The 25,873-nt window shown below is 68.3% G+C and carries 24 protein-coding genes; 16 read left to right on the top strand and 8 right to left on the bottom strand.

The genetic code is table 11. The features are described 5' to 3' along the window. Positions 1 to 27 precede the first annotated feature (27 nt). Both ABD116_RS25760 and ABD116_RS25755 read left to right on the top strand, forming a co-directional pair. Positions 28 to 471 (top strand): MarR family winged helix-turn-helix transcriptional regulator, encoded by a 444-nt coding sequence (locus ABD116_RS25760; protein WP_343975348.1) that lies wholly within the window; start codon positions 28 to 30, stop codon positions 469 to 471. Further along, positions 468 to 1,682, top strand: coding sequence for an MFS transporter (locus tag ABD116_RS25755; RefSeq protein WP_343975345.1), 1,215 nt, complete (start codon positions 468 to 470; stop codon positions 1,680 to 1,682). The genes ABD116_RS25760 and ABD116_RS25755 overlap by 4 nt, the downstream gene beginning before the upstream one ends. Here ABD116_RS25755 and ABD116_RS25750 read toward each other — a convergent pair whose 3' ends face one another. The 3 genes from ABD116_RS25750 to ABD116_RS25740 form a co-directional block, all read right to left on the bottom strand. Next, complete coding sequence (locus ABD116_RS25750) at positions 1,683 to 2,453, bottom strand: GAF and ANTAR domain-containing protein (protein ID WP_343975342.1); 771 nt, start codon at positions 2,451 to 2,453, stop codon at positions 1,683 to 1,685. It lies immediately after the preceding gene. 220 nt (positions 2,454 to 2,673) lie between these two features. Then, entirely contained in the window at positions 2,674 to 4,527 is a 1,854-nt protein-coding gene (locus ABD116_RS25745; RefSeq protein WP_343975339.1) for an FtsX-like permease family protein, read from the bottom strand. 144 nt (positions 4,528 to 4,671) lie between these two features. Then, complete coding sequence (locus ABD116_RS25740) at positions 4,672 to 5,112, bottom strand: OsmC family peroxiredoxin (protein WP_343975336.1); 441 nt, start codon at positions 5,110 to 5,112, stop codon at positions 4,672 to 4,674. A gap of 102 nt (positions 5,113 to 5,214) precedes the next feature. Between ABD116_RS25740 and ABD116_RS25735 the strand changes: the two genes are divergently transcribed. From ABD116_RS25735 to ABD116_RS25725, 3 genes are all read left to right on the top strand, one after another. Beyond that, the gene (locus tag ABD116_RS25735; RefSeq protein ID WP_343975333.1) at positions 5,215 to 5,805 is read left to right on the top strand and encodes a TetR/AcrR family transcriptional regulator; all 591 of its coding nucleotides are present in this window, start codon (positions 5,215 to 5,217) and stop codon (positions 5,803 to 5,805) included. A 72-nt stretch (positions 5,806 to 5,877) separates the two neighbouring features. Further along, on the top strand, positions 5,878 to 6,429 hold the full coding sequence (locus ABD116_RS25730) for a TetR/AcrR family transcriptional regulator (protein WP_343975330.1): 552 nt from the start codon (positions 5,878 to 5,880) through the stop codon (positions 6,427 to 6,429). Between the two features lie 13 nt (positions 6,430 to 6,442). After that, on the top strand, positions 6,443 to 6,943 hold the full coding sequence (locus tag ABD116_RS25725) for a DUF2867 domain-containing protein (protein ID WP_343975327.1): 501 nt from the start codon (positions 6,443 to 6,445) through the stop codon (positions 6,941 to 6,943). On the opposite strand, the gene ABD116_RS25720 is transcribed toward ABD116_RS25725, so the two are convergent. After that, positions 6,931 to 7,482, bottom strand: a complete 552-nt coding sequence (locus ABD116_RS25720; RefSeq protein ID WP_343975324.1) for a TetR/AcrR family transcriptional regulator — start codon at positions 7,480 to 7,482, stop codon at positions 6,931 to 6,933. The genes ABD116_RS25725 and ABD116_RS25720 overlap by 13 nt on opposite strands. A 90-nt stretch (positions 7,483 to 7,572) precedes the next feature. Here ABD116_RS25720 and ABD116_RS25715 point away from each other — a divergent pair, with 90 nt between their 5' ends. Then, complete coding sequence (locus ABD116_RS25715) at positions 7,573 to 10,146, top strand: bifunctional FO biosynthesis protein CofGH (RefSeq protein ID WP_425552143.1); 2,574 nt, start codon at positions 7,573 to 7,575, stop codon at positions 10,144 to 10,146. Between the two features lie 35 nt (positions 10,147 to 10,181). Here the strand turns inward: ABD116_RS25715 and ABD116_RS25710 are convergent, their stop codons facing one another. After that, a complete protein-coding gene (locus tag ABD116_RS25710) occupies positions 10,182 to 10,490 on the bottom strand; it encodes a hypothetical protein (RefSeq protein ID WP_343975321.1) in 309 nt (102 codons plus the stop codon). A 152-nt stretch (positions 10,491 to 10,642) separates the two neighbouring features. Between ABD116_RS25710 and ABD116_RS25705 the strand changes: the two genes are divergently transcribed. Next, positions 10,643 to 12,571 (top strand): sensor histidine kinase, encoded by a 1,929-nt coding sequence (locus ABD116_RS25705; RefSeq protein ID WP_343975318.1) that lies wholly within the window; start codon positions 10,643 to 10,645, stop codon positions 12,569 to 12,571. Continuing rightward, a complete protein-coding gene (locus ABD116_RS25700; protein WP_343975315.1) occupies positions 12,559 to 13,197 on the top strand; it encodes a LuxR C-terminal-related transcriptional regulator in 639 nt (212 codons plus the stop codon). The genes ABD116_RS25705 and ABD116_RS25700 overlap by 13 nt, the downstream gene beginning before the upstream one ends. A 467-nt stretch (positions 13,198 to 13,664) precedes the next feature. Here ABD116_RS25700 and ABD116_RS25695 read toward each other — a convergent pair whose 3' ends face one another. Next, positions 13,665 to 14,282 carry a hypothetical protein gene (locus tag ABD116_RS25695; protein WP_343975312.1) on the bottom strand — a complete coding sequence of 206 codons (618 nt, stop codon included), beginning with the start codon at positions 14,280 to 14,282 and terminating at the stop codon, positions 13,665 to 13,667. Then, the gene (locus tag ABD116_RS25690; protein ID WP_343975308.1) at positions 14,275 to 16,200 is read right to left on the bottom strand and encodes an acyl-CoA dehydrogenase family protein; all 1,926 of its coding nucleotides are present in this window, start codon (positions 16,198 to 16,200) and stop codon (positions 14,275 to 14,277) included. Before ABD116_RS25690 ends, ABD116_RS25695 begins: the two co-directional genes overlap by 8 nt. Positions 16,201 to 16,302: 102 nt before the next feature. On the opposite strand from ABD116_RS25690, the gene ABD116_RS25685 reads away from it, so the two are divergent. From ABD116_RS25685 to ABD116_RS25670, 4 genes are read left to right on the top strand one after another with little or no spacing between them, the layout of a single operon-like run. After that, positions 16,303 to 16,707, top strand: coding sequence for a TOBE domain-containing protein (locus ABD116_RS25685; protein WP_425552142.1), 405 nt, complete (start codon positions 16,303 to 16,305; stop codon positions 16,705 to 16,707). After that, a complete protein-coding gene (modA, locus tag ABD116_RS25680) occupies positions 16,707 to 17,492 on the top strand; it encodes a molybdate ABC transporter substrate-binding protein (RefSeq protein WP_343975302.1) in 786 nt (261 codons plus the stop codon). Before ABD116_RS25685 ends, modA begins: the two co-directional genes overlap by 1 nt. Positions 17,493 to 17,505: 13 nt before the next feature. After that, the gene (gene modB, locus ABD116_RS25675; RefSeq protein ID WP_343975299.1) at positions 17,506 to 18,312 is read left to right on the top strand and encodes a molybdate ABC transporter permease subunit; all 807 of its coding nucleotides are present in this window, start codon (positions 17,506 to 17,508) and stop codon (positions 18,310 to 18,312) included. After that, positions 18,309 to 19,385, top strand: a complete 1,077-nt coding sequence (locus tag ABD116_RS25670) for an ABC transporter ATP-binding protein (RefSeq protein ID WP_343975296.1) — start codon at positions 18,309 to 18,311, stop codon at positions 19,383 to 19,385. Before modB ends, ABD116_RS25670 begins: the two co-directional genes overlap by 4 nt. A 17-nt stretch (positions 19,386 to 19,402) precedes the next feature. Here ABD116_RS25670 and ABD116_RS25665 read toward each other — a convergent pair whose 3' ends face one another. After that, positions 19,403 to 19,678, bottom strand: a complete 276-nt coding sequence (locus ABD116_RS25665) for a hypothetical protein (RefSeq protein ID WP_343975293.1) — start codon at positions 19,676 to 19,678, stop codon at positions 19,403 to 19,405. Between the two features lie 9 nt (positions 19,679 to 19,687). Here ABD116_RS25665 and ABD116_RS25660 point away from each other — a divergent pair, with 9 nt between their 5' ends. The 4 genes from ABD116_RS25660 to ABD116_RS25645 all read left to right on the top strand — a co-directional run bounded on the left by ABD116_RS25660 (position 19,688) and on the right by ABD116_RS25645 (position 25,851). Beyond that, on the top strand, positions 19,688 to 20,755 hold the full coding sequence (locus tag ABD116_RS25660; protein ID WP_343975290.1) for a catalase family protein: 1,068 nt from the start codon (positions 19,688 to 19,690) through the stop codon (positions 20,753 to 20,755). 238 nt (positions 20,756 to 20,993) lie between these two features. Further along, the gene (lanKC, locus tag ABD116_RS25655; protein WP_343975287.1) at positions 20,994 to 23,591 is read left to right on the top strand and encodes a class III lanthionine synthetase LanKC; all 2,598 of its coding nucleotides are present in this window, start codon (positions 20,994 to 20,996) and stop codon (positions 23,589 to 23,591) included. A gap of 4 nt (positions 23,592 to 23,595) precedes the next feature. Then, positions 23,596 to 23,733 carry a SapB/AmfS family lanthipeptide gene (locus tag ABD116_RS25650; RefSeq protein WP_012924049.1) on the top strand — a complete coding sequence of 46 codons (138 nt, stop codon included), beginning with the start codon at positions 23,596 to 23,598 and terminating at the stop codon, positions 23,731 to 23,733. 150 nt (positions 23,734 to 23,883) lie between these two features. Continuing rightward, on the top strand, positions 23,884 to 25,851 hold the full coding sequence (locus tag ABD116_RS25645) for a prolyl oligopeptidase family serine peptidase (RefSeq protein ID WP_343975278.1): 1,968 nt from the start codon (positions 23,884 to 23,886) through the stop codon (positions 25,849 to 25,851). The last annotated feature ends 22 nt before the right edge of the window (positions 25,852 to 25,873 follow it).

The following is a 25,873-nucleotide window of genomic DNA, read 5'->3' as shown; positions in this document are numbered from 1 at the left end:
TAGCATTCCTATGTATAGTTGTCTCACGTGATCGCTTCGACAGATCTTTCTCAGCTCGGGGTCGACGTCGTCGTCGCCTCGGCGCGGTTGACCCGGCTGGCCAGCCGGGATGTGAGCGCGTTGCCGCATGCGGCGATGCGGCTGATGGGCCGGCTCGACGAGCTCGGGCCGACCCGGATCAGCGAGCTCGCCAAGGCGGACCGGTGTTCGCAGCCGACGATGTCCAACCTGGTCCAGCGCCAGGAGGAGAACGGCTGGGTACGCCGTGAGCCCGACCCCGCCGACTCCCGCGCCAGCCTGATCAGCCTCACCCCGGCCGGCCGTGCCGAGCTCGACCGCGCCCGGCACGAAGCCGGTGAGGCCATCGCCGCCCGGCTGAAGCACCTGCCGCAATCCGACCTCGAAACCCTTCAGGCCGCGGTCACCGTCATGCACCGAATTCTCAAGCCTCTGGAGGAGAGCAACCGGTGAGCAGCAACTCGTTCCTGAAGCAACCCAAGTCCGTCTGGGCCGTCGCGTTCGCGTGCGTGATCGCGTTCATGGGCATCGGCCTGGTCGACCCGATCCTCAAGCCGATCGCCGAGCAACTGCACGCGAGCCCGTCCCAGGTGTCGCTGCTGTTCACCAGCTACATGGCCGTGATCGGCGTCGCGATGCTGATCACCGGCGCGGTCTCCAGCCGGATCGGCGCCAAGCGCACCCTGCTGATCGGTCTGGCCATCATCGTCGTCTTCAGCGCGCTGGCCGGCCTGTCCAACTCGATCGGCATGATCGTCGCCTTCCGGGCCGGCTGGGGTCTGGGCAACGCCCTCTTCATCGCCACCGCATTGGCGACGATCGTCAACTCCGCCAGCGGTTCCGTCGCCCAGGCGATCATCCTGTACGAAGCGGCGCTCGGCGTCGGCATCGCGGCCGGTCCGCTCGTCGGCGGTGAGCTCGGCACGATCTCCTGGCGCGGCCCGTTCTTCGGCGTCGCGGTCCTGATGACGATCGCGCTGGCCGCCACCGCGTTCCTGCTCCCCGCGTCGCCGCCCGCTCCCCGGCGTACGTCGATCATCGAACCCCTGAAGGCACTCCGGCACCGGTCGCTCGCCACCGTCGCCGTCACCGCCCTCCTCTACAACTTCGGCTTCTTCACCCTCCTCGCCTTCACCCCGTTCCCGCTGGGCATGTCGGCCCGCCAGATCGGCCTGATCTTCTTCGGCTGGGGCATCGGCCTCGCACTCACCTCGGTCTTCGCCGCCCCCCGCCTGCAACGCCGCTTCGGAACTCTCCCCGTCGTGATGACGTCCCTGCTCCTCTTCGCAGCAGACCTGGCCCTCATGGGCCTCTACGCCCACCACCCGCCGGTACTGGCCGTAGGCGTGATCGTCGCCGGCCTCTTCCTCGGCGTGAACAACACCCTCATCACCGAAGCCGTCATGGCCGCCGCCCCCGTAGAACGAGGCACCGCCTCCGCCGCCTACAGCTTCGTCCGCTTCTCCGGCGGCGCCGTCGCCCCCTGGCTCGCAGGCAAACTAGGCGAGGAGATCAACGTCCAGATCCCCTTCTGGGTAGGCGCTTTCGCAGTACTGCTGGCGGTCTGCGTACTGGCCACCGGATGGAAGCCCCTGGCCCACCTTCGTACCCCGGTCGTCCACTCCGAGACCGAAGCAACCGCCCTCACAGCAGCAGACGCCTAGTCAGCTGTCGCCATCCGCCGGCCCGTCCGGGAGTATGCGGGTGGCGACCAGCCGGGCAGCGACCACCCGGAGCTTGACGTTGCCGTCCTGGGAGTACCGGCGCAGTACTGCGAACGCCTGGTCGGCGTCGATCGCGAACCGTTCCATCAGCACTCCCTGCGCCTGGCCGATGCGATGCCGGGCCTCGACAGCCTTGGCCAGGTCCGCGATCTGCACCACGTTCGACAGCGCCACAGCAGCGTGCCTCGCCAGCAGCAGCGCCGCGGCCTCGTCGCCGGTCGTGAACTGGTTCGGCGCAACCGCGTAGACAGTCAGCGCACCCACAGCCGAGGCACTGGTCGCGAGTGGGACGGTGAGCACGCTTCGCAGCCCGAGGTCAGCCACCTGCCGGCTCCAACGTGGCCAGCGTTGATCGGTGGCGGTGTCGGCGATCAGCACGCTGCCGTGCGCGCCCCTCAGTGGCACGGACGGCCCGCTTCCCTGGTCCAGTTGCAGTTGATCGGCCAGCTCTGCCCGTGGATCGATCGCGCTCGCCGAGGCGAGTCCGTGGCGGCGGAGAATCACTCCTGCGCAGTCACCGCCGGCGATACGTAGTACAGAGTCTTGTACCAGTCCCAGCGTCTCGGTGATCCCGGCTGCGTCGTAGAGCTGGGCCCAGCGCGCCACCTCACCGGCCGACACCACTGCATCGCTGGATTCGGGACGCGGCCCTGCGATCGCCGTCGCGGAAGCAGTCACCGATCGCCGGAGGCGAGTACGGATGAGCGCCATCGGCCCAACTCCCTATGCAATTTCCACTCGAGCAGAGCGACGCCGGGGTCTTGGGCAGCCAGTCACACCGAACAGAATCGGCGTGATACCTCCACCGTACCGCCATCCCACCATCCAGGCGCGTTCTCAGCCAGACTCTTTCCTGCCGGCGACCGACGCATGGCCGTCTCAGCTGACGGAAGTCCACCACATCGTCGTCTGTATGAGCTGCCGCGCCGGGCTACTCGCGGCCGCTGAGCAAGGTGATGGGTTGCGGCTTGGTTGCTAGCCAGGCGGTGGTGGCTGCGGTGGATCCGACGACGATGAGGGAGCCTCCCAGGATCAGGGCGAGTAGGCGCCAAGGGATTGCTACGACTACGACGCCGTAGGTGCTCGCGGTGCCGGTGGCTATGCCGGCCAGGGCTGCGGCTGCCACGATGCAGCCGAGGAGGACGCCGACGAGGACGACGGTCAGGGACTCGAGTAGGGCTATCAGGAGGACCTGAGGTCTGGTGAGGCCGGCCATTCTGGCTTGGGCGAATTCTCGGCGGCGGTCGGCGGTGGACATGACGATCGCGTTGACTACGGCGACCGCGGCGTAGACACCGGACAAGCCCATCAGTACCGCGAAGATGGCCGTGTTGCCGCGCTGCTGCGCTTCGCCCCGGCTCTGCGCCCAGTCGGCCACCGTACGCCCAGCCAGCCGGTGTGCTGCCGCCGTCAGGTCGGCGCCGTCGGCGAGTTTCACCAGCGTCTCCGTCCGGCCGGCCGGCGTCAGCGCGCGCGGGACGAAGAAGTTGTCACCGACGTCCAGCGTCTCGGGCAGGATCGCAACCACCTTCAGCTTGACCGTCCGGCCGTCGATGGTTGCCGCCAGCACCGAATTGAGTTTGTAGCCCTCGGCACTCATTCCTGGGCCGATGGCGATCACCGCGCCGGTCAGGCGGGCCAGCGAGCCCTTGCGGGGGCGGAGTTTGTGGGTCTGCTGCCAGGCAGTCGGGTCGATGCCGATCGCCTCGGAGTACGTGGTCCGGCGGTTGTGGCGGATGGTGATCGGCACGATGGTCTGCGGTGAGGCGACGGCGATTCCTGCGGTGGAGGCGACTTCGCCGGGTACGACGAGGTCGGCGGTGATGAGTTGGCGCTGTTCCTCGCCGACGGCCTTGGCGAGTGAGCCGAAAGTGCCCCAGAGGCCGAGCAGCAAGCCGGCCAGGACGATCAGCGGGGCGGCGGTGGCGGCGCTTCGGCGTACCGCGTGGAGGACGTTGGCGCGGGCCAGGTCTGCGACGACGCTGCCGCGGAGTACGAGCGCGGGGAGGCGGCCGACCCACGGTACGACGACCGGGCTCAGTTGGCTCAGCGCGACTGAGCCGCTGACCATCACCAGCAAGGCGATAGTCAGTCCGGCGACCAGATCACCGGCTGCCTGCGCGATGGCGACCAGCGCGGCCGTCGACACTGCGGCCGACAACCCCCAGAACCAGCGCCAGCCGGTCATCACCGGTCGGCCCTCTGGGAGGTCCGACAAAGCCTCCAATGCGCTGATCCGCGATGCCCGCCAGGCTGCGGCGAAGACACCGACCACGGCGGTGCTCACGCCGACGATCGCGGCGGCGTACAGGGCGCCTGGATCCCAAGGCGCAGTGAACCACTGTGGCAGCATCCCCAAGGAAACAAGGAGTTTCGATTGCGCGAAGGTGCCGAGCAGGCCGACCGGTACGCCGACCGCCGTCCCCACCAGGCCGAGCAACACCGCCTCGCCGAGCAACATCAGTCGGAGGCTGCCGCGTTGCGCGCCGACCAGTCGCAGCAACGCGAGCTCTCGCCGCCGCTGTACGACGGTGAAGCCGAAGGTCGTACTGACGATGAACACGGTCAGGAAGACCGCCAGCATCACCGTCATCCCGAGCAACGTCGCCGCACCCGCGTACCCGTCGCGGATGTGCGCCCGCTCGATTCCCGTCAGCCCTGCCGGTAGTACGGGCCGGTCGGTCGCCGCCATCACCTGCAGCGCCGACTGCACCAGCCCCACCCCGAGCGCCACCGCAACCACCGCCCCGGCGAACAACTGCCACCGGTCCCGAACCGCACCCACCGAAATCCTCAGCACACCACCACTCAACCGCCCAGCGCGCTCGCACACCCTCCCCCAAACGCCCGTCCCCGGTAGCGCAAGCGCTACCGGGGACGGGGAAGACCGGAGCCCACGCAATACACGGGTGCGGTGCGCGGGTGTGAGCTACTGCTCGAGGGCGACGTCCAGGGTGATTTCGACGCCGGTCAGGGCCTTGCTGATGGGGCAGGTGGCCTTTGCGTCCGCGGCTGCCTTGGCGAAGCCGTCGGCGTCGAGGCCGTCGACCTCGCCGCGGACCGTGAGCTTGATGCCGGTCAGCTTGAAGCCGCCGTCCGGGTCCGGGCCGAGCGTGACGTCGTCCTGGATCTCCAGGGCGATCGGAGTGCCGCCGGCCTCCGCGATCAGCGCGGAGAACTGCATCGCGAAGCAGGCCGAGTGGGCCGCGGCGATCAGTTCCTCCGGGCTGGTGGTGCCGTTCGCGTCCTCGGCCGCCCGCTTGGGGAAGGAGACCTCGTAGGTGCCGATCTTGGAGCTGGTCAGCTCGACCTGGCCGGAACCGTCTTGCAGGGTGCCGTTCCAGGCGGTGCGAGCGGTACGAGTAGGCATATCTGTCTCCCTAGAAAGTCAACCGCGAATACAGGTAGACTAACTAGTCACTCTTGCAGTCGTCAACCAAGCGAGAGCGCCGAGGATGGGATAGTGACGGAGATGACAGAGCACACCAGCGCCCCCGACCGCACCGTCCCCGTGCGGGACCGGTTGATCGAGTGCGCCAGCGAACTGTTCTACGGCGAAGGCATCCGGGCGATCAGCGCCGACCGGATCATCGCGGCCGTCGGCACCACCAAGGCGACGTTCTACCGGCACTTCCCCACCAAGGACGACCTCGTTCTCGCGTACCTCGAGCGCCGGGCCGACTGGGAACGGATCGCGGTGACGACCGCCGCCCAGGACGACGACCCACGCCGGGCACTGCAAGCGGTCGCCAAACTGCTGGCCGACTCCAGTTGCCAGCCTGGCTTCCGCGGTTGCCCGTTCATCAACGCCGGCGCCGAGTACGCCGATCCCACGCATCCGATCCGCCGCCTGGTCGAGGATCAGCGCAGTTGGTGGTGGACCTTTTTCCGGGGCCTGGCGACCCGGCTGGGCACCCCGGCGGGCAAGCCGTCGTACGCCGTAGCGGACCAGATGATGATGCTCCGCGACGGCGCCCTGGTCGCCGGCTACCTGGGCGACCCCACCCGGGTCGGAGACCGGCTGACCACGGCCTTCAACGCGATCGTCGACGCCGCCCTCTGAGTCGGCCCCTGGCACCAGTCAGGCACCGCCATCCTTGCTGGCCATACCAAACAGTATGGTATGGTCAGCGGCATGGTGGCACAGAAGGACTGGCTCGAGGCCGGGTTGAAGGTGCTGGCGGCCGAGGGCTCGCCGGCGTTGACGATCGAGCGGCTCACCGGCGAACTGGGCTTGAGCAAAGGGTCGTATTACCACCATTTCAAAGGGGCAGGCGGATTCCGGACCGCCCTGCTCGAGTACTTCGAGAGGCGGTTCACCACGCGACTGATCGACACCGTCGAAGAGCACCCCGACGCTGATGCGGCGAGCAAGCTGACCCAGTTGATGGAGCTGGTGCTGGCCGATGCGGACCACGTCCGGCTCGAGATCGCAGTACGGGCATGGGCCCTGCAGGATCCCGAGGCGAGGGCCGCGCAGGAGCGGGTCGATCACGCCAGAACCGCTTATCTACAAGAGCTTTGCCGCGGGATCGATAGCGTCGAGGAGCCCGAGCACCTCGCCCGGTTGCTCTACCTGATCCTGATCGGCGCCGAGCAGGTCGTACCACCGGTACCGGCGACCGAGTTGCGCGCGCTGTACGCGACCACGCTGACCCTGGCGACCGGCAAACCGTTCCTCACCTGAGAAGGAGCCCGCCATGCCGACGTACACCGATCTCCCTGAGCTAGCCGAGCTCCTGCCCGAAGCCGACGTCATCGACGTGAAGACGGCGACCGGATCGGTGACGCTGCGCGAGTTCACCGCCGGCGCCCTGAGCCTCGAGTCCCGCGCCGGCCAGGCGCTCTTCGCGCTCCGCGTCCCCGTCGCCAAACTGCTCCGACTCGAGATGACCGGAATGCCTTCCAGAACAAGGCTCCGCCCCGAGGACGTCAGCTTCACCCCCGGCGACCAGCTCGCGTTCTTCACGGTCGATCGCGGCGAAGAAGAGCACTACCTCCTGCTGAAAGTCACCGACAACCACCTCTTCGCCTACCTGGCGATCATCGTCGACGACTCCGGCCCCGTCCGCGCGTTCAAGGTGGTAACCCTCGTCCACTACCTCCGCACCGCCGGCCGCCTCTACTTCAACCTGATCCGCCCCTTCCACCATGTCGCAATCCGCTTCATGTGCCGCTCGGGCGTCAACTATCGCAAGTGAGTCAGTAGGGCCGTGAAGTCGGCTTGGTTATAGGGGCGGGCGCCGATGAGGGACTGGAGCAGGATGCCGTCGAGGGCTGCTACCAGGAGGCTTGCCTTTTGGGGGTTCGTGGTGAAGTTGCGGGCGATCTGGGTCAGGGGCTCGAGCCAGGCAGCAGCGGCGTCGCGGAGCGCCGGGCGGCGGGCTGCGAGGAGGTACAGCTCGTACTCCGCCAGCGTGCGGCCTCGCCGATAGACCAGGCAGTGCTCGATCAGTCGCGCAAGCTCGTCGGCGGGGCGGGCACCCATTTCGTTGACGCGCTCGTGGAGCTCGGCTGCCAGGTCGTCGGCCGCCCAGGTCAGCGCTGCCACCAGCAAGTCGTCGAGCGAGGTGAAGTGGTACGTCGTCGAGGCCAGCGAGACCCCGGCCTCGGCGGCGACCGCCCGATGGCTGACCCCGGCAACGCCGTCCCGCTCGATCACCGCCAGCGTCGCCGTCAGCAACTCCACTCGCCGCGCTTGCCCGCGTACGCGGCGTCCATCAACGCTCCCGACCTGCACGAATCGCAAAGTACCAGGACAGACGTACTGATTGTTTTTGACCCCCGGAATCGGCTGGATCCGCTCCGGAGGCGGCCTACGCTTCTTGTCGTGACTGACCCCCAGCAGCCCACAGCCACTCCCCCGAACGCCCCGATCAGCACCGCCATGCGGCGTGCGCTGAAGCGGGCCGACGACGGCAAGACGCTCGACCCGGCAGAGGTCGAGGTACTGCTGTCCGCCTCCGGCCCCGCGCTCGAGCAGTTGATGTCGACCGCCGCGCGGGTACGTGACCAAGGACTGGCCGACGCGGGCCGGAGTGGGATCATCACCTACTCCAAGAAGGTGTTCATCCCGCTGACCCGGTTGTGCCGGGACCGGTGCCACTACTGCACGTTCGCGACGACGCCGGGGCGCGTTCATTCGCCGTACCTGAGTCCCGACGAGGTGCTGGAGATCGCCCGCCAAGGCGCGGAACTCGGTTGCAAGGAAGCGCTCTTCACGCTCGGCGACGCTCCCGAGGACCGCTGGGACGCCGCCAAGACCTGGCTCGAGGAGGCCGGCTACGACAGCACCCTCGACTACGTGCGGGCGATGTCGATCCGGGTGCTCGAGGAGACCGGCCTGCTGCCGCACCTCAACCCCGGTGTCATGTCGTGGCAGAACCTGCAGCGGCTGAAGCCGGTCGCGCCGAGCATGGGGATGATGCTCGAGACCACCTCGCGGCGGCTGTTCGAGGAGAAGGGTCAGCCGCACTTCGGGTCGCCCGACAAGGACCCGGCGATCCGGCTGCGGGTGCTGGAGGATGCCGGTCGTTCGAACGTACCGTTCACCACCGGGCTGCTGATCGGCATCGGGGAGAACCTCGAGGAGCGGGCCGACTCGATCTTCGCGCTGCGCAAGATCGCCCGGCAGTACGGCGGGATCCAGGAGGTCATCATCCAGGGGTTCCGGGTGAAGCCGGATACGGCGATGCGCAACGACGCCGACGTACCGCTGGACGAGTGGCTGGCGGCGATCGCGGCCACCCGGATCGTGCTCGGGCCGCGGATGCGGGTCCAGGCGCCGCCGAACCTGGTCGACCTGGCCGAGGCGCGGTTGCTCCTCGACGCGGGTGTCGACGACTTCGGTGGTGTTTCGCCGCTGACCCCCGATCACGTGAACCCCGAGCGTCCCTGGCCGCAGATCGACGACCTGGCCAAGGTCACCGCCGACGCCGGTTTCACCTTGCGCGAGAGGCTCACCGCGCACCCGGAGTACCTGCGTGAACCTTGGCTCGACCCGCGCTTGATCTCCCATGTCGAAGCACTGGTCGACCCCGAGACCGGCCTGGCCAACGAGGACGCCTTCCCCAAGGGCCTCCCGTGGCAGGAGCCCGACGGCGGCTGGGACAGTGTCGGCCGTACCGACCTCCACACCGCCATCGACACCGAAGGCCGCCGCACCGAAACCCGTTCCGACTTCGACGCCGCCTACGGCGACTGGGACGTACTCCGTGAAGACGTCGCAGCCCGTCGGGCCGGTGAATCCGCGAGCGGTGTGAGTGCACCGGAGCGGATTGCAGCTGAGACGAAAGCGGCGCTTGCTGCTGCTGAGCGGGATCCGGCGGGGTTGTCCGATGCGCAGGCTCTGACGTTGATGACTGCGACCGGGCCGGCGTTGGATCAGCTGGCGAAGATTGCGGATGATCTGCGGAAGGCTGTGGTCGGGGACGATGTCACCTACGTGGTGAACCGGAACATCAACTTCACCAACGTTTGCTACACCGGCTGCCGGTTCTGCGCGTTCGCTCAGCGGCGGACGGATGCCGACGCCTACTCACTCTCGATGGACGAGGTCGCCCAGCGCGCCGAAGAGGCCTGGGTGATCGGCGCGACCGAGGTCTGCATGCAGGGCGGCATCCACCCCGACCTGCCCGGTACGGCGTACGCGGACCTCGTGAAGGCCGTCAAGGACCGTGTCCCCGAGATGCACGTGCACGCCTACTCCCCGATGGAGATCGTCAACGGCTCGGTCCGTACCGGCCTGTCGATCGAGGACTTCCTGATCTCCGTCAAGGAGGCCGGCCTGGGCAGCATCCCCGGCACCGCCGCCGAGATCCTCGACGACGACGTGCGCTGGATCCTCACCAAGGGAAAGTTGCCGACGGCAAGCTGGATCGAGGTGATCAGCACCGCGCACAAGGTCGGCCTGCCGTCCAGCTCGACGATGATGTACGGCCACGTCGACGCCCCGCACCACTGGGTCCAGCACCTGCGGACGATCGCGGCGGTCCAGGACCAGACCGGTGGCTTCACCGAGTTCGTGCTGCTGCCGTTCATCCACACCAACTCGCCGATCTACCTGGCCGGCGTGGCGCGTCCCGGTCCGACGTACGACGAGAACCGCGCGGTGCACGCGATGGCGCGGATCATGCTGCACGGCCGGATCGACAACATCCAGTGCTCCTGGGTGAAGCTCGGCACCGACGGCTGCGTCGACGTGCTGAACGGCGGCGTCAACGACATCGGCGGCACCCTGATGGAGGAGACCATCAGCCGGATGGCCGGCTCCAAGCACGGCTCCCGCAAGTCCATCGAGGAGCTGACCCAGATGGCCACCGCCGCCGGCCGCCCCGCCCGCCAGCGCACCACCACCTACGGCGAGGTCCCCCAGACCTCGCACACGGCGCTCGAACTGGCCTGAAGAGACTTGGCCTGACAGCTTGCGGTAGCTCCCGCTCATCGGGCGGCGTCGAGATCGACGGCGGTACGGTTCCGTCGCTTGGCGCCGACCCGATGGCCGAGAGTGATCAGCCCGAAGCCGATCAGGTAGATACCGGCCGTCACAGCCAGGTAGTCGAGCGGCACCTTGTCCGGATCGGCCGAGAAGGCCGCGGTGTTGTCGCCCACCCACGATCTGAGCAGGTACAGGGTCTGGAACGTGAACGAGTAGCCGAAGATCGCGATGTAGGCGACGTACGCCGCCAGCCGGTTCTTCACGAAGAAGCCGAGCGGGAACGCGAACAGAACGGTGACGATGGCAACCATGGGGATCCCCCTCCAAAGCGTTGTGCTGACTCCCTCAAGGTGCCGCCCGGACCACCCTCACCACATCGGTGCCATCGCCGGACTCCGCTCGTCCCGGGCCCTTAAGTGCTGGCACGGGTGCGCTCGCGACCAGCCGCCGCCATCATGAAGAGGTGTCCCGCGCCAGACGGCTAGTAGTGCTCGCGACGATCCTGTACGCCGCAGCGCTGGTCCTGCGCGAGCTGCTGGCCCTCGGTCCCGCCTCGGTCGGTACTACGGAAGTACTGGCCACGACGGCACTACTGCTCCCGTCGCTGGCCCTCGGCTGGCTGGTGGCCATCAGGGCACCCGGCAACCCGCTCGGCCCGGCCCTGGCCCTGACCTCCGCCATACCGGCGCTCGTCTTCGCCGTCGAGGACTGGGGCGCGACCTACACCACGAGCAACCCTTGGCCGGGCGCCCGACTCGTCTCGGTCGTCGGCGCCGGCGCGTGGACCTGGCTGTTCATCGGGTTCGCCGCAGTGGTGCTGCTCTTTCCGGACGGACTGCTGCCAGGCCGCTGGTGGCGAGCGGTGGCCGTCGCAGTACCAGTGACCGCCTTGCTGGTGAACTTCACCGTCTCCACTGACAGCGGGACGTTCAGCGAGGCCAACCTGGGCAAGCCGCCGTTCGTCCTGCCCGGGCCGCTGCGAGTCGCCTTGATCGTCGTGGCGTTCAGCTCGTTCCTGGCCGTTCTGCTGGCAGCGGCGTCAGGGTTGGTGGTGCGCTTCCGGCGTGGCGACGAGGTCACCCGGCTCCGGTTGCGATGGCTGATGCTGGCGGCCCTGAGCGTGCCGCTGCTGCTCGGCGGGAGCTGGGCCGCCATCGCCCTGGGCGCTCCGGACACGTTCGCCTACACGTTCTTCCTGGTCGCGATGCTGATCCTCATCCCCGCGGCGATCGCGCTGGCCATCCTGCGGCACGATCTGTTCGATATCGATCGGCTGCTGGGCAGTACGGTCAGCTGGCTGATCACCACGATCACCTCAGCGGTGATCTTCGCCGGCATCGTCGTTGCCGTGGACAACTTGTTTCCGGGGCGACAGCGCGCGGGAATCGCCGGCGCCGCCTTCGTCACGGCGCTGGTCCTGGTACCGCTGCACCAGTGGCTGCACCGGGCGGTCGGGCGGCTCGTCGATCCTGACCGCTCCGTCGCGTTGGCCCAGATCCGGGACTTCGTCCGCCAGGTCCGGGACGGTCAGGCCGAGCCGGAGCAGGTCGAGCAGGTGCTCCGCAAAGCCCTTGACGACCCTTCGCTCCAGCTCCTGCTGCAGCGACCCGGGGATCAGCTCCCCCTCCCAGAGACCGCGATTCCCTTGCAGACAGGCGATTCGACCGTCGGAGCGCTCGTCCTGGGGAGCACCTCGGCCCGCCGCGTACGCCGGGCCCGCGAGGCGGCCGTCGAGGCGCGGCTGCCGATCGAGGTGAGCCGGTTGCGGCTGGAACTGCAGGACGCGCTGGCCGAAGTGCGGGCCAGCCGGTCGCGGTTGATGTCCGAGGTGAACGCCGAGCGCCAGCGCCTCGAGCGGGATCTGCATGACGGCGCCCAGCAGCAATTGATTGCCCTGGGCATGCGTTTGCGGTCGTTGCAGCATCGGCTCGGCGGGACCCATGACGACGAGATCGACGAGCTGGTCGGGACACTGGAGCAGACGGTGGGTGAGTTGCGGCGGATCGCGCACGGGGTCCGGCCGAGTCGGCTTGACGACGGGCTGGCGGTGGCGTTGCGGCGGTTGGTACAGGAGAGTTCGGTGCCGGTCGATCTCGTAGTACCGGAGCTGGAGGTCGGCGAAGGGGTGGCGACGGCGGTGTACTTCACGGTCGGCGAGGCGATCGCCAACGCGCTCAAGCATGCTGAAGCGACGAGGATCTCGATCGAGGTCGCCGTCGCCGCGCAGCGGTTGTGCGTCGTCGTGCGAGACGACGGCATCGGCGGCGCGAGGGAAGGATTCGGGCTGACCTCGTTGCGGGACCGGGTGGCATCGGTCGGTGGCTCGCTGACGCTGGACAGTCCGCCGGGTGCGGGCACGTCGATCAGGGCGGAGATCCCGTGCGCGTCGTGATCGGTGAGGATTCCGCCTTGTTTCGTGAGGGTCTGCGCGGGTTGCTGACCGAGAACGGGCACCAGGTGGTGAGCGCCGTGGCGACCGCGGACGAGCTGGTCGAGGCAGTCCGGGCGGACGAGCCCGACCTCACGATCATCGACGTCCGGATGCCGCCGACGATGACGGACGACGGCGCCCGCGCGGCCGGCGTACTGCGATCCGAGGCGCCCGACCGGCCGATCCTGATGCTGTCGCAGCACATCGAGACCAGGCACGTGGTCGATCTGGTCGCCACCGCCGGCTTCGGCTACCTGCTCAAGGACCGCGTACTACGAGTCGCCGACTTCCTCGACGCGATGCGACGCGTCGCCGACGGCGGCTCAGCACTCGACCCCGCGATCGTGGCCGCCCTGATGACGCCGACCCGCGCGAACGACCCACTCGCCGCTTTGTCGGCCCGCGAACGCGAAGTCCTCACCCTGGTGGCCGAAGGCCTCTCCAACGCCGCCATCGCCGCCCGGCTGGTCCTCGCCGAGCGCACGGTCGAAACCCACATGCGCAGCATCTTCCAGAAGCTCCGCATCGACGACCATCCCGACAGCCATCGTCGGGTGCTCGCGGTCCTCACCCATCTCACCGCCTGAAGCTTTTCCCGAAGTACTGGTCCCCAGTTCTCAACCAGTACTTCGGGAAAAAGAAACGCCGACCGTGTCGGGCGTCGGTCACCACCTCACTGGCGACCGGCGCCCCGGCGACACGGCCGGCGTCCTGCTTTGCCCCGAGAGGGCGGTTCGGCCCGAAGGAGGGAGGACCGCTGACTCATTCCGTGACCGGCAGGGGAGGTACAGTCCGGTCGCGGACGGGAATCGCGGTACCGCCTGAGCCTTTCGCCAGCGACCCGTCCGTCGCCGACAACTGAACGTTGTCACGGGGTAGCTGACCGCCGCCATGAGCGCGGTCAAACATTTGCATTGATCTAGCGCAGAGCGACGCTCCGTATACCCGCCGTCGCTTTCCGTACCCGCCAGTAGACAAGTTGCCTACCGCAACAACAATCCAACGCTCAACCACTCCCGACCGGTCCAGTCCGGTTAGGGGGTGGGAGCAACGATCAGTACGGGTAGGTGTCGTCGCGGCGGGTTGGGTCCAGGTCCCAGAGGGAGAACTGGACCACCTTGTGGGATTCTTCGCCGCCGGCGGGGGTGAGGCCGAAGTTGTCGTAGTCCTTGGAGCCGAGGCCGTCGAGGTAGCCGAGGAGTTCGAAGGCTGAACGAGCGTCCTCGATGTCGTCGATCACCTCGTCGTTCTGGGCCTCGTCCGCGCGGCTGCGGACGTAGGCGACGAACGCCTCGGGATCGGTCACCACGAAGTCGTAGCGGGCCTGGTAGCTGAGCCGGATCCCGTTCTCCGGGACGATCGCCTCGTCCAGGTCGTCCAGGTCGCCGCGCTCGACCATCTCGCGGTAGTCGTCGGGGTCGTCGAAGTCGTCCGGCCCCAGCGGCAGGTCGTCGAGCTCGTCGGGGTCGTAGGAGTCGATGCCGAGGAAGATGTCTCCCCAGCCGCGCTCGTGGACCGCGTCGGCGAGGACCCGGGCCTGGACCCGGACGTTCTCGATCGCCGTGGTGGCCCGCAGGTCGTGCAGGTCCAGGGCGTCGGCTTGCGCCAGCAGCACCTTCGCCAGTTCGCGGGCGGCCTCGGCGGCCGATGCGGGCTCAATCGGCTCACTCATGCTGAGACGGTACAACCATCGGCACATCGACCGCCGCGCCCGGTACGCCGAAAGCGTCCACCAGCTCCCCGGCGTACGGCCGGACGACCGCGCAAAGTTCGTTCACCAGGGCCGTGATCGCCTTCGACCGGGCCCCCGACAACCGCCCGTGCTCGATGTACCAGGCCCGCTCCGACTCGATCGTCACCAGCGCGTGCAGATCGTAGAGATCCCGCAGCCGTTCCCGCGCGGCACCTTCCGGCGCAGCCTGTACTGCGGCCAGGAACGCCTCCGCCACCACCCGCTCCACATGCGCCCGGCCGGCCGCGATGACGTGATCCTGGCACCGGTTGAACGCCTCGAACGGTTCGACTCCATCATCGATCCCGCGCTTGAGCCGGCGAGCCACCCCCGCCAGCATGTGCTCCTCCCGGAAGCGCAGCATGCCGGAGTGGTAGGCATCGTCCCGCAGCCCGGCGTCGGGGTCGGCCGCGTCGTTGCGATTCGGCACCACGTCGCGCAGCCGCTCGATCAGCGTCCGCAGCGCCGTCTTCTCCACCGCGATCTCGACCGCCTGCGCCGCGATGAACCGAGCCGTCCCGAGCGGGTCGAGCTTGCCGAACGACTCCCGGTAGTTGGTCAGCAGCCCCTTGGCAACGAGCTGCATCAACACCGTGTTGTCGCCCTCGAAGGTGGTGAACACATCGGTGTCCGCCTTGAGCGTCGCCAGCCGGTTCTCCGCCAGGTATCCCGCGCCACCGCACGCCTCGCGGCACATCTGGATCGTCTCGGTCGCGTGCCAGGTGCCCAGCGCCTTCGTACCGGCCGCCTGCGCCTCCAGCGCGCGCTGGTCGTGGTCGTCCTTCACACCGTCGCCACCGAACAGCCGGACGAACTCCTCCACCAGCTCGGCCTGCGCGAAATGCAGCGCGTACGTCCGCGCGAGCAGCGGCAGGAGCCGGCGCTGATGCATGCGGTAATCGAGGAGCAACGCCTCGTCCGCACTGCCGGGCGCGCCGAACTGGCGGCGGCGGTCGGCGTACCGGATGGCGATCGTCAGCGCGACCTTGCTCGCGTTGATCGCGGCGCCGCCGACCGAGACGCGGCCCTGGACGAGGGTGCCGAGCATGGTGAAGAAGCGCCGGTCCGGGTTCTCGATCTCGCTGCTGTAGTTGCCTTCCGCATCGACCTGCGCGTAGCGGTCGAGCAGGGCGGTCCGCGGGACCCGGACCTGGTCGAAGACGATCCGGCCGTTGTCGACGCCGTTCAGGCCCAGCTTGGCGCCGCAGTCGGAGAGGGTGACGCCGGGGAGCGGGTCGCCGTCCTTGGTCCTGATCGGGACGAGCAGGCAGTGCACGCCATGGGTCTCGCCGCCGACGACGAGTTGGGCGAAGACGGCGGCCATCCGGCCGTGGCGCGCCGCGTTGCCGATGTAGTCCTTGCGGGCGGCGGGGGTTGGGGTGTGGATGACGAATTCTTCGGTGGCCGGGTCGTACGTCGCCGTCGTACCGAGTGCCTGGACGTTGGAGCCGTGGCCGGTCTCGGTCATCGCGAAGCAGCCGAGCAGGCGGCCCTCGATCGCGTCGGTGAGGTACTCGTCGTGATGCCGGCTCGTGCCGAGGTGCAGGATCGCGCCGGCGAACAGGCCGAACTGGACGCCCGCCTTCACCATCAAGGACAGGTCGCCGAACGCGAGCGTCTCGAAGCCGGCGATGAAACCGCCCAGGTCGCCCTGGCCGCCGAACTCCTTGGGGAAGCCGCGGCCGGTGTGCCCCTCGGCGGTGATCTGCTGCATCACCTCGAGCACCTTGTCTCGGTACTCCGCTCTGCTCAGCTCCAGTCCGGCGTCGAGCAGACCGGCGTTCGCCGCCAGCCCGTCGCGGACCAGATCCCGTGCCGCTTTGTGCGGTCCGTCCAGATACTCGCGCAACCCCGTCATAGACCAAACGTATGCCGGTCGCGCTGCAGGGTCCGTAACGACGCTCACGTTGGCAGGCGGTAAGCGAAAATGGCACACAGACTGCGCAGATGCGGCGATAAGATGCGGTTCGTGCCGAATTTGCGGATCAGTGAGGCTGCTGCGCTGCTCGGAGTCAGTGATGACACCTTGCGCCGGTGGGTCGATCAGGGGCGGTTGCCGGTAGTACAGGAGAGCGGCCGGATGGCTGTCGAAGGGGCGGCGCTCGCGGCCTTCGCGCAGGAGCTGGCCGAGTCGCCGGAGCCGGGCAACACCACGGCCGCGTCGGCCCGCAATCGCCTGCGCGGCATCGTCACGCGCGTCGTCAAGGACGGCGTGATGGCTCAGGTGGAGCTGCAGGCCGGTCCGTTCCGGGTCGTCTCGCTGATGAGCCGGGAGGCGGCGGACGAGCTCGGCCTGGAGCCGGGCGTGATCGCCGTCGCGTCGATCAAGTCCACCCATGTCGTCGTCGAGATCCCGGAGGCCTGATGTTCCGCCGTACCCTTGCAACCGCCGTCACCGCCATAGCCGCCCTGACCGTGGTGAGCTGCGGTGACGACACCCCGGCGGCCTCGTCTCCGAGCAGCAGCTCCAGCAGTACCGCGAACCTCTCGGGCACGATCAACGTGTTCGCGGCGGCGTCGCTGACCGGTACCTTCACCCAGCTCGGCAAGGACTTCGAGGCCGCGCACCCCGGCGTCAAGGTCGTCTTCAACTTCGCCGGCAGCTCCGCCCTCGCCGAGCAGATCAACCAGGGCGCCCCCGCCGACGTCTTCGCCTCGGCCGCCCCCAAGAACATGGACCAGGTCACCGACAAGGGCACCCCCACCACCTTCGTGAAGAACGAGTTGGAGATCGCCGTCCCCAAGGGCAATCCCGGCAGGATCACCGGCCTCAAGGACTTCACCGACAAGAACCGCAAGATCGCCCTCTGCGCCGCCGAGGTCCCCTGCGGCGCCGCCGCCGGCAAGGTCTTCGAGGCCGCCGACCTGACCCCCGCCCCCGACACCCTCGAAAAGGATGTCAAGGCAGCCCTCACCAAGGTCAGCCTCGGCGAGGTGGACGCCGCCCTCGTCTACAAAACAGACGTCCTCTCCGCCAAGGACAAGGTAGAAGGCATCGAATTCCCCGAAGCCTCCGCAGCAATCAACGACTACCCCATCGCCACCCTGACGAAGGCAAAGAACGCCGACGGAGCCAAGGCGTTCGTCGACTACGTCCTCTCACCCGCCGGCACCGAGGTCCTCACCGACGCCGGCTTCGAAGGTCCGTAATAGCTTGACCCAGGTGAAGAGGCGGCGGCAGCGGGTCGGCGGGCGGTTGCCTGCTGTACTGCTGCTGCCCGCCCTCCTCGGGCTCGCCTTCCTGCTCGTCCCGCTCATCGGGCTGTTGGCTCAGGCGCCCTGGTCGACCTTGCCGGAGCGGTTGTTCAGTGTTGCTGTTGGGGAGGCGTTGAAGCTTTCGCTGATTTGTGCGACGTCGGCGACGGTGATCTGTCTGGTGCTCGGGGTGCCGTTGGCTTGGTTGCTGGCGCGGGCGGAGCTGCCTGGGCGGGGGATCATCCGCGCGTTGGTCACCGTGCCGCTCGTGCTGCCGCCGGTGGTGGGTGGGGTGGCGTTGCTGCTGGTGTTGGGGCGGCGGGGGCTGGTGGGTGAGCAGCTGGATCTTTGGTTCGGGTTCAGTTTGCCGTTCACGACGGCGGGGGTGATCGTGGCTGAGGCGTTTGTGGCTATGCCGTTCTTGGTGATCTCGGTGGAGGGCGCACTGAGAGCAGCGGATCCTCGGTATGAGGAAGCGGCCGCGACGCTGGGAGCTGGGCGGTGGTTGACGTTCAGGCGGGTGACCTTGCCTTCGATCGCGCCGGGGATCGTGGCGGGCGCAGTACTGTGCTGGGCCCGGGCGCTGGGTGAGTTCGGGGCGACGATCACCTTCGCGGGCAACCTTCCGGGGCGTACTACGACGATGCCGCTCGCCGTCTATCTCGCGTTGGAGTCCGACCCGGACGTCGCCGTAGTACTCAGCATCGTTCTCCTCGCCGTGTCGGTCGTCGTGCTCGCCTGCCTGCGTGAGCGTTGGATCAGCGGGCTCCGATGACCCTGTACGCCGACCTGCACGTGACCCGTGACGCCTTCCGGCTCGACCTCGACCTCACCGTCGAGCCAGGCGAGGTAGTCGCCCTGCTCGGCCCGAACGGCGCCGGCAAGACCACCGCCCTCCGAGCCATCGCCGGCCTCCTCCCGATCACCGACGGCAGCATCCGCCTCGGCGACATCCTCTGGGACGAGCCACCGAAAACCTTCCGCTCGGCCGACCATCGCCCGATCGGAGTCGTCTTCCAGGACTACCTGCTCTTCGACCACCTGAGCGCCCTCGAGAACGTCGCCTTCGGCCTCCGCGCCCGCGGCACCGACAAACGCACGGCCCGCGCCACCGCCGCCCGCTGGCTCGAAACAGTCGGCCTGGCGGAGTACGCGAGAACCCGCCCCCGCTCCCTCTCCGGCGGCCAAGCCCAACGCGTCGCACTGGCCCGCGCCCTGGCCACCTCCCCCGACCTACTCCTACTCGACGAGCCCCTAGCCGCCCTCGACGCGAGCACCACCCTCCACATCCGCGCCGAACTCGGCCAGCATCTCCAGCGGTACGACGGCCGCACCCTCCTCGTCACCCACGACCCACTGGACGCGATGGTCCTCGCCGACCGGCTGGTCATCGTCGAAAACGGCAAGGTCGTCCAGGAGGGCCCGCCCACCGAGATCGCCCGCCGCCCGCGCACGGAGTACGTCGCCCAACTGGTAGGCCTCAACCTGTACCGAGGCACCGCTACCGGCACGACCGTCAACCTCACAGACGGCGGCAAGCTGACCATCGCCACCCCGTCAGAAGGCAAGGTCTTCGTAGCCTTCCCACCCTCAGCCGTCAGCCTCTACCCCGAGCCCCCCACCGGCACCCCACGCAACACCTGGCCGATGCAGGTAGCCGGCATCGAACAACACGCCCACACAGTCCGGGTCCGCCTGACCCCCGGCCGCTCCCCCGGCCGCTCCCCCGCCCCCGCAACGCTCCTGGCCGACATCACCACCGCAGCAGTAGCCGACCTCCACCTCACCCCCGGCCAAAACCTCCACGCCACCCTCAAAGCCACCGAGGTCCAGACGTACCCCGCCTGACGCACGGGTAGTGGGCATCACCCCCGCAGGTCGGCGACGTACTCCTTGGCAGACGCCAGGATCTCGACGATCTTGGCCCGCTCGCCGGTCGAGAAGCGGCGGACCTGAAGGTCGAGAACTGCCTGGGCCTGGATCTCGTCCAGGCCGAGGTGCCGGGACAGCGCCTGCAGCGCGACGTCCGTCGAGGCGGCGTTCGCCACGATGTCGAGCAGTTCGACGCGGCGATCGACCGCCACCAGGATGCCCTCGAAGATTCGTACCCGCTGTTCAGCCGCTTCCAGCTCCGCTGTCATCCTCCGATCATGCCGGGCCCACGGAGCACGGGCCGGGCCAAGGGGCGGTCGGTTGCCTGGCGCAACGGTTGGGAGGGCGGATACTGGGTCCGACCGCTGGATCCGGTGATGGGAGACGTCGTGGCCGAGCCGAGTACCGAATGGCGTGAAGTGATCGAGGCCGGGGAGGCTGAGCGGCACGAGGCGCAGGGGAAGGCCTTTGCCGAGATGCAGGGGCGGAAGGACGAGAAGTTCGGGACCGGGCGGGCGTTGCACCGCAAGCAGGTGGCGGCGTTGCGGGCGACGTTGGACGTACCGGGCGACCTGCCGGCGCACGCCAAGCAGGGCATCTTCGCGATCCCGAACAAGTACGACACCTGGCTCCGGCTCTCCAACGGCGGCTTCAACCGGGCGCCGGACAGTACTCCGGACATCCGCGGCTTCTCCATCAAGGTGCTCGGCGTCAGCGGCAAGGGCGCGCTCGGCGGCGAGGCGGCCTCGCAGGACTTCGCGCTGATCAACCACGAACGGTTCAGCTCGGCGACCAGCGAGGACTTCGCCAAGGTCGTCACCACCGGCGGCAGCACACCGGGCAAGCTGCTGCTGCGGGTGCTCAAGAACCCGGGAATGATCCCCCAGCTCAAACTCGTGCAGGCCGCGCTCAAGGAGCCCTTCAGCGGCTTCGCCACGCACGACTTCTTCAGCGCCGCCCCGGTCGCCTTCGGCCCGTACGCCGTCCGCGTGAAGCTCGCAGCCGCTTCCGACCAGGTCGATGCCAAGGCGAGCGAGGACTGGGCCGCCGACATCTACCGACGACTCGACCAAGGCCCGCTCGTCTACGACTTCCAGGTGCAGTTCTTCACCGACGAGGAGCGGACCCCGATCGAGGACGCCGCCCGGATCTGGGACGCGCCGTACCTGACCGTCGGCAAGCTGACCGTCCCCCGTCAGCACCCCGAGCCGGCCTTCGACAAGGAGGTCGAGTCGGCCAAGTTCGACCCCTGGAACGCGCTCGTCGAGCACCGCCCGCTGGGTGAGGTGATGCGCGCCCGCAAGGTCGCCTACTTCGCCAGCCAGCAGCACCGCTCGGCCGAATAGTGGTCCTACGAGGATTGCGCCGACAAGTTACGCCCTGTTACGTCACCGCCACGAACTGGCATGATGTAACAGGAGTTTCACCGCTCAAAGTGATCGCGACGTAACAAAGAGTGGTTATATACCCATCCGTAGGATGTGAGTTCTTCACGGCCTAGTCGTGACGTCATGCACTACGCCAGCCCTCCTCCCGTTGCCCAAGATGTGCCGGGCACACCGATGAGAGGGGGGACGAATCGCCATGGAAAGTTACGAGCTCTACTGCCTGGCCGACCGGCGGTTCTACGACTCCCCGACCAACCGCGGTGCCGAGCACCCGGACTTCGCGCTCTGTTCGCGACCGGTCCCGGACGGCTGGAGCCACGTCCCCGGCGAGACCTGGATGCACTACGCGCCGGACGGTCTCGAGCTGCCGGCCCAGGGCTGGAAGATCCATGTCTCCTCCGGGCTCGAGGACGCGGAGAAGACGCTGGCCGTGGTGTGGGACTACTGCGTCCCCCGCGGCATCGCGTTCAAGTTCCTGCGCAACGAGCCCGTGATGCTGATGGTCAACTCGAAGTCCGCCCCGCGCGGTTCGAGCGGCAAGCTCGTCACCATCTACCCGGCCGACGAGGCCCAGCTGGAGCTCGTCCTCAAGGAGCTCGACGATCTCCTGCAAGGGGTCCGCGGGCCGTACATCCTCAGCGACCTCCGGTACGCCGAAGGCCCGCTCTTCGTCCGGTACGGCGCCTTCATCAGCCGGTACTGCCTCAACGAAGGTGGCGAGCGCGTGCTCGCCCTCGCCGACGACAGCGGCCGGCTCGTTCCGGACCATCGCGGCCCGACCTTCTCGATGCCGCCGTGGATCGCCCTGCCGCCTTTCCTGCAAGAGCATCTGGACGCCCGCAACGCGGTCACCACGAACGAGCTGGCCTACACGATCGAAGGCGTCATCCAGTTCTCCAACGGCGGCGGCGTGTACCTCGGCCACCACAACGAGACCGGCGCCAAGGTCGTCCTGAAGGAAGGCCGGCCGCTCGCCGGGCTGGACATGAGCGGCCGCGACGCGGTCGCCCGGGTCGGCCACGAACGCGACATCCTGCAGCGCCTCGACGGCCTCGACGTGGTCCCGAAGGTGCACGACTACTTCGAGCTGGGCGAACACCACTTCCTGGTCCAGGAGTTCGTCGACGCGAATCCGCTCCAGCGCGAACTCGTCAGCCGCTACCCGCTGACCCACCCGGACGCGACCGAGGCCGAGCTGGCCGAGTACGCCGAATGGGCCGCGCGGATGGTCACCGACGTACAGGCAGCGGTGGCTCAGCTGCATGGCCGAGGTGTGGTCTTCTGCGACCTTCATCCGGATAACGTGCTGCTCAGCAGTGCAATTGCCGACCCCCACCCCACCGCCCCGGTCGGGGGTGACCGGATGGTGCTGATCGACTTCGAGGTCGCGACACTCGTCGAGGACCAGGCGCGATCGGCCCTCGCGCACCCCGGATACGCCGCTCCCGGCGACCGGCAAGGCCCGGACGTCGACCTCTACGCGCTGGCCTGCATCACCCTCGGCCTGTTCGCGCCGCAGACGACGATGTTGCTGAATCTCCACCCCGGCAAGGCTTTCCAGCTCGCCGACATGATCGCCGAGACCTTCCCGGTACCGCGCCAGACGCTCGACCAGGCAGTCCGCACGATCGTCGGGCCCGAGCTGACCAGCGACCCGGAGATGGAGTCGCTCGCGCTGCCGGGGCAGGCGGAGTGGACCGACGTACGAGCGGCGCTCACCAAGGCGATCGTGGCCAGCGCGACTCCCGAGCGCGACGACCGGCTGTTCCCCGGCGACATCGCCCAGTTCCAGCCCGGCGGTGGCACCAACTTCGCGACCGGCGCGGCCGGCGTCCTTTACGCCCTCGACCAAACCGGAGCCGGGCGCTTCCCGGAGTACGAGGACTGGCTGCGCAAGCACGCCCTCACCAGCGAGATCGGCCCCGGCCTGTACGACGGGCTGCACGGCGTCTCGCATGTCCTCAACAGTCTGGGTCATGAGCAGGACGCCCTGGACCTCGTCGAGCGAACGCTGTCCGACCAGCTCGAGACGCGTGAGCTCGGCCTGCACAGCGGCCTGGCCGGCATCGGCCTCAACCTGCTGCACTTCACCGGCGAGCCAGTACTGCGGGCGAAGGCGATCCACGTGGTCGACCTGGTCGCAGACCGGCTCGGCGAGGTCGCCGACGTACCGGAGACCAGTGGCGGCGACAAGCCTCGGGCCGGGCTGATGTACGGCTCGTCCGGACCGGCCCTGCTCTTCCTCGAGGCCTACGAGCTGACCGGTGACACCGGCCTCCTCGACCTCGCGGAGATCGCCCTCGGGCAGGACCTCCGGCGCTGTGTTCAGACTCCCGACGGAACCGTCCAGGTGAACCAGGGCTGGCGCACTCTTCCTTATCTGGAGGAGGGTTCGGCCGGTATCGCGCTCGTCCTGCGAAGGTTCCTCGAGCTCCGGCCCGAGTCGGAGCTGGCCGCGCAGCTCGATCCTCTGCGGCGGGTCACCCGCTGCTCCTACTACGTCCAGCCAGGCCTGTTCATGGGTCGCGCCGGTCTTCTCCTCGCCGCTCCGGCGCTCGGGGTCGAGACCACCGACCTAGTGCGCGGACTCGGCTGGCACGCGATGCCGTTCGAAGGCGGTCTCGCGTTCCCCGGCAACCAGTTGCTCCGTCTCTCGATGGACCTGGCGACCGGATCGGCCGGCGTCCTGCTGGCCCTGGGTGCGGCGCTGCACGAGCAGCGCGTCACCCTCCCGTTCCTCGGACCTCCCCAGTGGTCCGAGTCCCCATCCCTACTCACCTCGAAGGAGGTGTAAACAAATGGCACTTCTCGACCTTCAGGGTCTGGAGACCCCCGGCTACGGCCACGGCGGCCACCACCACGGTGGTTCCACGCTGACCGTTCTCGGCTGCGGTTCCCAGCGTCCGAGCAACCTGAGCCTTCTGCTCTGCCACTGATTCGGGCAACGAGGCAGCGCCGCCGGACGTCGGTGAGTGATGACCAAGGCGGCGTGAACCTCAGGTTCCGGGGGCCCTGGGTGGGCAGCATTCCCACCCAGGGCCGAACCTGCGTTACCCCCAGGTCTGCCCGCGACGGGAGGAGGCACCGTGCACGACCTCGACCTCAGCTACCCCGATGCCGAGCGGCTGCCGCTCGTCGATCACCTGCACGGCCACGCGATCCCTGATCCGTATCGCTGGCTGGAGGACGCCGCTACGCCGCAAACCAAGGCCTGGCAGGCGATCCAGGACCAGCTCTGGCTGAACCACGCGACCACGCTCCCCGGGCGGTACAAGCTCCGCAACCGGGTCCGAGCCCTGTCCAGCGTCGGTTCCGTCTCCACTCCTGTCTGGCGAGGCGACCACTGCTTCGTCGTTCGCCGCTCCGCCGCGCAGGAACATCCGGTCCTGTACGTCGATGACGCGGTCCTGCTCGACCCGCAGCAGCTCGACCCGACCGGCCGCACCACGCTGGACAGCTGGCAGCCGTCTCCTGACGGATCCCTCCTCGCTTTCCAGATCTCCCAAGGTGGCGACGAACAGTCGATTCTGCACGTCCTCGACGTCGCCACCGGCATGGTCGTCGACGGTCCGATCGATGGCTGCCGCTACTCCCCTGTCGCTTGGCTGCCGGATGGGAAGTCCTTCTACTACGTACGATTCCGGCAGGTACTACGGCGTGAGGTCGGCCGGTCCGACGACGAGCGGGTACTTCCCGGCGAAGCGGCGTACGGGCTGGATCTGAGTGCCGATGGGCGATGGCTGACGATCTCGGCCGCGCGTGGGACCGCGAACGATCTCTGGCTCGCCGACCTCACCACGGACCGTCCTCCGGCGGTCGTCCAGCAGGGCGTCGACGCGATCACCGTGATGTCGGTGGGCCGCGAGGGGCGCTTGTACGTCGTGACGACCCGCGATGCGCCGACCGGGAAGATCTGCGTCGGCGATCCCGAGGATCCGGCCGTCTGGCACGACTTCGTCCCCGCCGATCCGGACGCGCCGTTGAGCAGTCTGGCCATCCTCGACAAGGTGGTGCTGGTCGGGCGGACCCGGAACGCCATTGGTGAGATCGCGATCCACGACCTGGTCACCGGGCGGTACCTGGATGATGTCCCGTTGCCCGGCGTCGGCTCGGTCGGCTCGCTGGCCAGCCGTCCGGAGGGCGACAACCAGGTCTGGTTCTCCTACACCGACAGCGTCACGCCGTCAGCCGTCTACCAGTACGACGCGACCTCGCACCAGACGACTCTCTGGTCGCCACCGCCCGGTGCGATCGGTGTCGCCGACGCGGACTCGCGGCAGGTCGACTTCACTTCACCGGACGGTACCGAGCTGCAGATGCTCATCGTCGGCAAGCCTGGCGAGCACGGCCCACGGCCCGCAATCCTCTACGGATATGGCGGTTTCGGGCAGTCGTTGACCCCGACGTACTCGGCCTTCGCGCTCGCCTGGGTGGCGGCCGGTGGCATCTTCGTCACGGCGACGCTGCGCGGGGGCGGCGAACGCGGCGATGACTGGCACAAGGCCGGCATGCTCGACCAGAAGCAGAACGTCTTCGACGACTACCTCGCCGCTGCCGAGACGCTGATTGCCGAAGGCTGGACCACTCCCGATCAACTGGCCCTCTGCGGCGAGTCCAACGGCGGTCTCCTGGTCGGCGCCGCCATCACCCAGCGCCCAGAACTCTTCGCCGCCGCGGTCCTCTCTGCCCCCTTGCTCGACATGGTCCGCTACGAACACTCCGGCCTCGGCGCAAGTTGGGTGCCGGAGTTCGGCTCAGCCGCCGATCCCGCGGCGCTGGCGAACCTGCTGTCCTACTCGCCGTACCACCGAGTGCGGCCCGGCGTGAAGTACCCCGCCGTCCTCTTCACCGTCTTCGGCGGCGACACCCGCGTAGATCCCTTGCATGCAAGGAAGATGTGCGCCGCCCTCCAACACGCCACCGAAGGCACCCACCCCGTCCTCCTCCGCTTCGAACAGGACACCGGCCACGCCGGGGGCTCCGCCTCCAAGGGCATAGGCCTAGCCGCAGACATGCTCGCTTTCCTAGGCCACCACACCGGGCTGACCCGATGATCGCCACCCACCCCAGCGGACT

The organism is Kribbella koreensis (assembly GCF_039525325.1).
GTDB lineage: Bacteria > Actinomycetota > Actinomycetes > Propionibacteriales > Kribbellaceae > Kribbella > Kribbella koreensis.
Note: the sequence above shows the minus strand (reverse complement) of the source record. Positions and strands in the feature narration are given on the sequence as shown.